Below are 6,573 nucleotides of genomic sequence, written 5' to 3'. Positions count from 1 at the left end.
CTAGATGCCATGTATTCTTTAAAATTTGGTTGCCAATATTTATGGATTAAAACAACCCACTGCCACCTTCAGCAGACGGATGAGTTGCTTTATAAACTTCTGATAACTTCTTACGGCTAACATGAGTATATAGTTGGGTAGTGAGAATACTTGCATGACCCAACATCTCTTGGATGTGTCTTAAATCCGCCCCATTATCCAACATCGTTGTTGCTGTGTTGTGCCGGTATAAATGACATGCACCTGAACGATCAAAGCCTGCCATTTTTACGTATTGTGATGCCATGTCGGATAACTTACCTGGCACATAGCGTTTGCCATTATTAGCCAAGAACAGTGCTTTACCAGAACCGATAAATGCGTACATTGGGCGAATTTTACCAAGATAAAAAGCAATCCATTCACAACCACGTAGGCTAATTGGAACCAACCGTTCTTTCGTACCTTTCCCTTGAACTCTGACCATCTTTCCGTTGAAATCAATGTCATCAATATTGAGTTTCACTAGTTCGCTACGTCGAATACCGGTAGCGAAAAAGCATTCCAGTATTGCACGGTCTCTCAAGCCTTTAATACCGAATAGTAGTGGCTGTTCCAATATCGTTTCTATTTCACTAACAGAGTAAAGTGACTTTGGAATTTGCTGACCTTTGCTTGGCAACTCAATATTTTGTAATGGATTGATGGGCAGTAAGCTTTTAATGTGCATGTACTTAATGAACGTTTTAACAAACGTCAACAAGTTACGCTTTTGAGCAGGGCTTATCGGTTGATTGTCTAACACTTTGCGGTAAGCATTAAGATAAGCCGCATAGTCATCCATCAGATCTAAATCAATTTGGTCGATAAAATTTACGTTTCGGTCTAAACACCATAGAAAAAACTTCTTTAGGCCGCTACGTTTTCCACGCACGGTATCTGAGCTTTGTCCCTTAGCAAGACAAAGCTCAAAGTAGTATCGCGCACATCGCCATATGCGCTTAGTGGTAGGCTTTTTCACGGATTATTTCTTTGGCAAAAGTCATTCCGACATCGACAAAAAACTTAGGATCTGGCCTGTGCCACAACACTACAGGCTTATCGCCTTCTCGTATGCGCCCTATACGATAACCAACAGCTGAGCCTACATTGCCGCAATCATCATATGCAGGAAACACGATACAACCGCGAAAAAGCTCATGACCAGTTGCACGAATTAAACCACATCGCTGCAAGCTTCCACGTATAGCAGCACCTTCTACTGACTTTCGTTTCGGGACGTTTGTACCTAAGGTTCTGTCACAAAATCCAATGTTTAAATTACGTCGATGCTCATCAGTAATTCGGCAACTTGATTGAACAAAGCATTTCGCCAATTCACTTTGAGTATAACGTTGCTGGTAATAATCAAACGTTTGTTGAATGTGCAAATTGTCTAAATTAATTTGCCCAAGTACATTGAGATAATTTGAATTGGCGTTATTCATTTACTGCCTCCTCAGGCTCATTTTTGGCTGGAAGGGTTAGCTCAAAACAATGCGCATTTTCCAAAAGGTTTGAACATATCGCATCCGAGGCGGGTGTATTTCCAAAGTATTTATACCAAGACTTAGTTTTTAAAGGGCTTGTGACAATCATCGCCCCGTGTTGTTGGCGTAAGCGAATGACTAAGTCTAAGTCTTCGCATTGAGCTTGAGTAAGGCCGCTCTGGCCCAATCCAATCAACATCAAAACATCGACTTTCTGAAGTGTTTGCCTGAATTTCATCAGCTCTGATTTAGTGCCTTTGATTGGTTGCTGGCGTTTCAACATAAATGTTTCGAGTAAATCTGAAACGCTATAACAAAGTGCTGAGTACCCCATTATCAGGGCTTCTCGAACAATTACGCTTGCCAGCCACTTTTTACCCACGCGGGATGGCCCAGTAAAAATCACGTTATTCTGGGACGCTACCCACTCGCAACTGGATATCCTCACAAAATAATCACGATTTAATTTACGCGATAAATCAAAATCTATAGTTTGAATGTGTGCCGTGGTACATGGGATATTAGATTTATTCAACTCTCTATCCAATCTGCGTTGTTGAGCGGTATCCCATTGAGCCTTCACAATCTCTTCTAGTACGCTTTCAACTGTCCTGTCAGTGAACCCAGGAGTTTTACTTATGGCTTGATAAGTCGTAGCCATTGCATCGAGCCTAAGGTCTAACATCATTTGCACAAATCGTTTCAGTCTCATGAATTCCTCCCACGAAAATCAATTGGCAACTGTGTTTGGATTGCGTTGTGTTGCACCAAATAACTTTTTTGTTGCAAACACTTTTTGATTGCCGTGTAGGTAAACTGATTGAAAGACGCTTGGTGTTGGCAGGCCAATATAAAATTCACATTGCCATAAGCCTCTGCAAGCTTTGTTAAACTAAAACATGCGCGTTTAGCGCCAGCATTGTGGGGACTGCGGTTTTCAAATTGCTTAGCAATTAGCGTAATCACAGATTGATCGAGTGCAGTTGCCCATTCAACGGCATCTTCATAAGTTATTCCGATGACCGCTTTTTCTCTAACAGAGCGATGACCATCTGATGTTGTACACCCACCGTTTTCGCCGCTTATCCGATGTTTAGCAACACATTCGCCGTCATAATAAAGTTGAATTTCAGAGCCAGTTAATTTTGGTGTGACTTTTTTGCCCACCAGTTTGAATGGAACACTATAGCGATGGTTATCAATAAGGACATGGTAAGGCTCGTTTACGGTTAACGAATTTAACCATTTACCCACCTCAAAAGGTTTGGTGGGTAACGTTTGAAGTAAGTTTCGTTCTTTTGACACAAATCGAGACCAACGACTCTCGTTTGGCTGTTTTTTAAAAGGCTTAGAATTGAGGCGCATTAACAAAGGGAGTATGGCTTGGTTTATTTCATCAACGCTAAAAAAGTTTTGCCGTTTTAAGCGCCAGATGATCCACCTGCTGACGATACCGACCGCGTTTTCAACTAGCCCCTTATCTTTAGGTTTGTAGGGCCGTGTAGGATCAATGTCGATCTTAAAATGCACCGCTAATTCACGATAAGAACGATTAATAATTGGCTCTTTGCCCGTTTGAATTACAGCAGATTTCAAATTGTCACAGATGACTGACCGTGGCACACCACCAAAATAATTAAACATTTGATCATGAGCAGTTAACCAAGACATGATTTTCTGATTGGGTACAGCAATAACAAATGTCATTAATGAATATGGCAGAACACCGACGAATATTTGCGCTTTTAAATCTTTAGCAAAATTATAATCAATGACCTTCACTGTTTGACCGCAAAAGTCGACTTGAACCGCTTCTCCTGGAATGTGGTTATGATAGATAGTATGTGCGTGTGATTTACACCACTGCCGGTACAACGCAGCAAACCGGCTGTACTGGTAATGTGTGAGACTATCTAGAAAATAGTCCTCCCAAATCTGATAGAGATACCCGCCTTGTTTATTGTGGGCATGCACATCGCCCCAATCAGGTACACATTTTTGGGTATGCTCCCACGTCCCCTCTGTTAAATAGGTATCAATATCTGAATCGCGCATCGTATCTAAACGCGCAGAATCAATCGGGTTTTCACTGAATATTCGCTTGTAGCGTCTGACAGTATTAATGGCGACGTTCGTCTGTTCAGCAATCTTTCTATTCGACTGCTCGTTCAATATGATGCGACTCAGTACAAACTTTTTAGCCTCAGTATCCATTTTGTTTCCTCTCCTGGCAGAAACAAACAAGCAAGCGAGTGCCCTGAGCAGTTTGCTCAGTTTGACAATTTTGGTTGTTGAAACGATACTGAAGCTGTCGGTGAACACTGACATTTTCAGAGTCCCAGCATAGAGTGGCTGCTCGATGCTGGGATTCGCTCAATTACCTCTTGTATATCGCTTGTTTATCTAGCCCATCATTTTTTTCTCATGTCACTCGCTCGACCAACGTATAGCGCAGCGATTAGTCAGTGGCAAATCCGAATTCTCTTCTCAGCCCACTGAATTCAATGGCTTAGTACAAAGTAGCAAACGCAGAAAAATAAATTGACCACAAAGAAATTTAAATGAGCACTTTTAGAATTTAAGGCGGTAAATTTAAGAAATGGCATTTTAGAAATGGTTAAGCAACTGTTTTTAAAGAAAATATATATAATTTATCGATTTTAGAAATGCGGGATTTTTGAAAGATGCAATGAAACGAGTGATATTGACAAAATTTTTGGTTTTGTTGCATGTTGTCTAGAATAGTTTATTTTGCCAAGATTTCAAATAGACCGCATTTTTATAGCTTATTTATATTGAATATTTACTAATTTTTAGTTTTGATTGAAACTACCAGATCACGTACATAAGTCGCTGTAATGTCAATAGTTATTATTTTTCAATACTTTAGGTTCAAGCCTAGTATCAACTTTTTTCGTATCCCCCGTCAAAAGATATTGGAACTAAAATCATAACTTTTTGGAATGGGGGTTCAACTGCGTTGGAATACGCAGATGCATATTCTTCTTTCACTTGCTCAGTATTCCAAAAATTTTTGCACACTGTGCCAATATCTTTTGACTTTCATTCCAAAAAAAACTGCACTCAACCTCCAGAGTTCCACAATTTATGAAAAATGAGAAAGTAAAATCACTATTTATCAGCGAGAACTGAGTAGCATTGTCACTAAGATTTCTGATCGCTTTAGTAGCCTAAACATTATTTAATGGCGAATAATATGTAGTTAGCTAAACTAAAATTGGGTCGTTGCAAATGATAAGTTTTTGGGTAGTTTTTCATTTGCTTCCTTGTTGGCAAAATTGCTTAAGGAGCGACCGATGTTAGTAGATTTTTATGAGCCAGACGGCTGGGTGATTGTGAAATTCATGCCCGTTGATGCCCCTACGTTTTACAAGATTTTTGGCACATGGAGAGGGGGATATCTAGATGGAGACACGTGGCGGATGTCATCTGGCTCGTTTAGTCCCCAGGATGCCGAATTGCACGAGGGTGTGATCACTTGGCCTCAAACATCCGGCAGTATCTATAAACTAAGAGTTGAATACGAAAATTGCACTACGTTTTACACTGGTTGTGTTCTCGATAACATTGTGGAACGCAGTAAAGCGAATGGTATCGATTGCGAACTCATTCGATTTAACGACACTTGATAAGTGTCGTTACCGCAGTTTGTATGCTGATACCTCATCAAGCGTTCTGTATAACATTGGGACTGTTTAAATCAATTGCTGCCTGCTTTAACGTGCCATCAGCGAATATTTCGAATATGCATTTTATGCATATTGCCTTTATCTTTCAGAAAAAGACTTTCGAGATAAGCTTTGTGACTGATCAAATTAGCAGATGCACTTTTTAGTGAACAGCTCCATCTGGAACAAACCACTTTCTACGGCTAATTTTGCAGAGGTCTTGCAGAATTAGTAATGTGCATTTTTTGCACTTTGCTTTTATCCAAAATGTGCTTATTTGCAGCTAAAATTTTGTCTATGGCAGCTTGAGGTTCTAACAGTTTCACTATCTAGTGTTATTTTGACGCAATCAGCAGCCCTTAGTCGTATGACTGCTTCACTTGAAGCGTTCCGTCGTCTCAGTGCCCAGGCTGTGTGAAAACTATTTTCAACACATTATTGAAGCAAAAATAAATGTGAATAAGTATGCCACATTAAAATCTGACCAAGTTTAACAACCAATCACACATACATTTTACGCAGCATTGTTACAATATGGGAGATAGTAAAGAAGCTGAGTATGGCTTCAAAAAAGCCATATCTATTGATAAAAATTTTGTTCCTTCATTGAATAACTTAGGAGTCCTATATCACGAGCAAGGGAGACTGGATGATGCAAAAGATTTGTATGAAAAAGTTATAAAAGTTGATTCAGAACACTCAAAATCTTGGCTCAATATTGGGCAAATATACTTCGAAAAGAAGTCATTCAAAGAGGCTACCTCCTGTTTTGAACAGGTTTTTAAGATAAACCCAAGGTCTTCAAAAGCCTATTTCTACCTCGGAAAAGTTCATTCTTTATCTAACAATAATGAATTGGCTATTAAACTCTTTAAAACGTCAATTAATGAGGATTCAAAAAACATTAATGCCATCCTGTCATTAGCAGAGATTTATTACAGGATGGCTTTAGAAGTTGATCCTAATAATTTGGAGGGTCTTAACGGACGTCTTTTTGTTTTAGATAAAAAAGAACAAACAGAACAAATCTAACCTCCTGAGCTGCTTCTGGTGAAGCGTTGATGATGCATTACAAACAATAGTAAACTGAGTAGTCCCAACTTCCGCAAATCGCTCATTGCAGTCAGTGGATGATTGTTGAAATTTGAATGCAAATTAACACGCTTATGCCACTAAACTGACCTTTTAGGAGGAATAATTGACGTATAGCCTGACTTTTTAGGGGGAAAACCCACTACTGCACATATCTGATAAAAAAGCAATATGCTTAAAATGCATATTCGAAATGACCACTTCTTACACACTGCCGATAGTCGGCACCGAGCGAATTGCAGCCATTCAGCATATTTGATGTTTGATATGTTTATAGCTCTAAA

General features: G+C 39.5%; 6 protein-coding genes. 2 read left to right on the top strand and 4 right to left on the bottom strand.

Annotation, left to right across the window (positions count from 1 at the left end):
* Positions 1-46: 46 nt before the first annotated feature.
* From NWQ57_RS22595 to istA, 4 genes are read right to left on the bottom strand one after another with little or no spacing between them, the layout of a single operon-like run.
* On the bottom strand, positions 47-1,000 hold the full coding sequence (locus tag NWQ57_RS22595) for a tyrosine-type recombinase/integrase (RefSeq protein ID WP_306024455.1): 954 nt from the start codon (positions 998-1,000) through the stop codon (positions 47-49).
* The gene (locus NWQ57_RS22590) at positions 981-1,466 is read right to left on the bottom strand and encodes a hypothetical protein (RefSeq protein WP_306024454.1); all 486 of its coding nucleotides are present in this window, start codon (positions 1,464-1,466) and stop codon (positions 981-983) included. Before NWQ57_RS22590 ends, NWQ57_RS22595 begins: the two co-directional genes overlap by 20 nt.
* Entirely contained in the window at positions 1,459-2,220 is a 762-nt protein-coding gene (locus NWQ57_RS22585) for an ATP-binding protein (protein WP_306024453.1), read from the bottom strand. Before NWQ57_RS22585 ends, NWQ57_RS22590 begins: the two co-directional genes overlap by 8 nt.
* Positions 2,217-3,722 carry an IS21 family transposase gene (istA, locus tag NWQ57_RS22580; protein ID WP_306024452.1) on the bottom strand — a complete coding sequence of 502 codons (1,506 nt, stop codon included), beginning with the start codon at positions 3,720-3,722 and terminating at the stop codon, positions 2,217-2,219. The genes NWQ57_RS22585 and istA overlap by 4 nt, the downstream gene beginning before the upstream one ends.
* A gap of 1,103 nt (positions 3,723-4,825) precedes the next feature.
* On the opposite strand from istA, the gene NWQ57_RS22575 reads away from it, so the two are divergent.
* Both NWQ57_RS22575 and NWQ57_RS22570 read left to right on the top strand, forming a co-directional pair.
* Positions 4,826-5,158, top strand: coding sequence for a hypothetical protein (locus NWQ57_RS22575; RefSeq protein ID WP_306024451.1), 333 nt, complete (start codon positions 4,826-4,828; stop codon positions 5,156-5,158).
* A gap of 573 nt (positions 5,159-5,731) precedes the next feature.
* Positions 5,732-6,229 (top strand): tetratricopeptide repeat protein, encoded by a 498-nt coding sequence (locus NWQ57_RS22570; protein WP_306024450.1) that lies wholly within the window; start codon positions 5,732-5,734, stop codon positions 6,227-6,229.
* Positions 6,230-6,573: the final 344 nt, after the last annotated feature.

Source organism: Paraglaciecola sp. (assembly GCF_030730205.1).
Taxonomy (GTDB): domain Bacteria; phylum Pseudomonadota; class Gammaproteobacteria; order Enterobacterales; family Alteromonadaceae; genus Paraglaciecola.
This window is presented reverse-complemented; position numbering and strand designations above follow the sequence as displayed.